The sequence below is a fragment of the Okeania sp. SIO1H4 genome (assembly GCF_010672695.1).
GTDB lineage: Bacteria > Cyanobacteriota > Cyanobacteriia > Cyanobacteriales > Microcoleaceae > Okeania > Okeania hirsuta.
This window is the reverse complement of the sequence record NZ_JAAHGB010000087.1, coordinates 1-2,109: the sequence shown is the minus strand read 5'-3', so window position 1 is coordinate 2,109 and position 2,109 is coordinate 1. Positions and strand designations below refer to the sequence as shown.

2 protein-coding genes are annotated in these 2,109 nt (G+C 46.0%); both read right to left on the bottom strand.

Annotated features, from left to right (window positions below; all coding sequences use genetic code 11):
- The coding region (locus F6K06_RS29775; RefSeq protein ID WP_287308981.1) for an SdrD B-like domain-containing protein at positions 1-1,385 on the bottom strand (1,385 nt) is incomplete at its 3' end.
- Between the two features lie 374 nt (positions 1,386-1,759).
- On the bottom strand, positions 1,760-1,963 hold the full coding sequence (locus tag F6K06_RS29770) for a hypothetical protein (RefSeq protein ID WP_287308979.1): 204 nt from the start codon (positions 1,961-1,963) through the stop codon (positions 1,760-1,762).
- Positions 1,964-2,109 lie beyond the last annotated feature (146 nt).

Sequence of the window (2,109 nt, the reverse complement as noted above, 5' to 3'; positions counted from 1 at the left end):
GTAGTATCAGAAACATAGGTCAAACCAGCAGGTAAGAGGTCTTTGACATCCACATTGGTGGCATCATTGGGACCATCGTTAGTCAAGTTAATGGTGAAGGTAATGTTTTCACCCACATTGGGAGTAGCGTTATCTACTGTCTTGACCACAGATAGGTCTGCTTGCTGCTGATCAACAAAGTCGTTGCCAGTATCATTTTCACCAGGGTCAACAGTTACACCTACAATATTGTCTACAGTGGTGTTGTTATCTGCTGCATCCCCATCAGGGGTTGTATCTTGGTCGCTGACATCTTGATAATCAGGTAGGTTGGTTTGTACCACCTGGTAATCACCAGGTTCTACATCTGTGAAGGTGTAGCTACCATCTGTACCTGTCGTTGTTGTGGCTACAGGATTGCCCTGGTCATCTACCAAGGTGACAGTCACGTCTGCTAGAGGATTATCTCCTGTACCATCATTATTGGTATCTTCGGTTACTGTACCTGAGATGCTGCCATTGGGAATCTCATCCACAAAATCATTACCCGTGGAATCTACATCTCCAGGCAGCGTGACGCTAATCAGATTGTCGTTAGCTCCATCAGTATCACTAACATTGCTGTAACCAGGCAAGTTAACCTGACGAACAGTGTAATCACCCGCCTCTAAGTCATTAAACTCATAGTTGCCATCTACATCAGTAGTGGTGGTGGCAATCACCGTATCTTGGTCATCAAGCAACTCCACCGTGACGTTTGCGAGGTTGACATCACCAGTGTCATCGTTATCAGTATCCTCTGAAACATTACCGCTAATGCTGCTCAGATTTATCGGCACTTCCTCAGAATCGCTGGACGGAGGTGTCTCATTGGTGTCAACTGTGGCAGTGTTGTCGATATCCCCATCACCACCACCATTGCTATCAATGTCAGACTGCTGAACGGTATAGCTTCCTGTGTAAGTCCAAGTTTCTCCACGCTCTAAAATGCCATCAGTGTTTATAGACTCAACAGGGCCACTCAGATTTCCGGCTAAGAGGGGGTCTGTGACATTGACACCTGTTAGGTCTTGGAAACCGACATTACTAACTGCAATCTCATAATTAATGACATCGTCAACCTGGTCTACAATGCCATCGCTATCCGTGGAACCATCTGGATTGGTAACACTAACGGCTTCCTTATTAATAGCAGGATTAGCCAATGGCACGATCGCCGTTCCTAAATCTAAAGCTTCGCCATCATTGGACAACGACCGCGGTGGATCTTGTCCCCAGACAGCTGCAATGCTGACTGGATTCCCATTTGGCTGGCCATTGCCATCCGCAGAGGTATTGGAAACAATAATAGCTCCGGTCAGATCCTGGTCACCTTCAGCCCCAGAGAATAGGACAGTATCATCCACAATTCGCAGTGAATCTAAGGCATCCACAGCAACGTTATTGTCAAATGTGCCATCCCCATCGAAGTCAATAAAGATGTTGCTATCTTCAATGGGCGTTACCCAAACAACACTCCTGCTTTCTTCCCCTTGATCGTTGAGAGGCAGACCATCATCGGTCGCACCGCGTCCTAATCCCACCAGCACCTGTGAGCTTAGCTGATCGGTCGGTATTAAGGGGAAGCCCCAATCAAAAATTTGGCCACCACCGTCTGCATCTACTTGGGCTAAACCATAGAAATTGGGCGTAGCGCCACCGTTATTAGTACCATCTGTAAAGAAGCGCAGACCAGAGTAATTATCCCCAGACAAATTGATGTCACCATCAGAGTCCACTTCTATAAATCTGGAACTGTTGGCCGCAACATTGAAGTCTCCATTGGGACTATTCCCGCCCTCATAGGAAATTGTAATTTGTGAGTCATTGGGATTATAGAACCAGTAACCTGTGGAGCCAACTTCCTCAGCAACTGGGGTAATGTATTCGTTAGACCATTCATCCGCATCAACTTGGGCGTACCAACGTAATTCGTAGTTATCACCAATATCACCTGTTATATCAAATCCGGTAGCATCGGAGTAATTAAACCTGAATTTTCGGCCACCAATGGTACTGGGTTATAGCCTTGATTGCAAATTGCTGTGTTAAAAGAACTTGACAACGCTCAAACAGAATTTCTTCTAACTC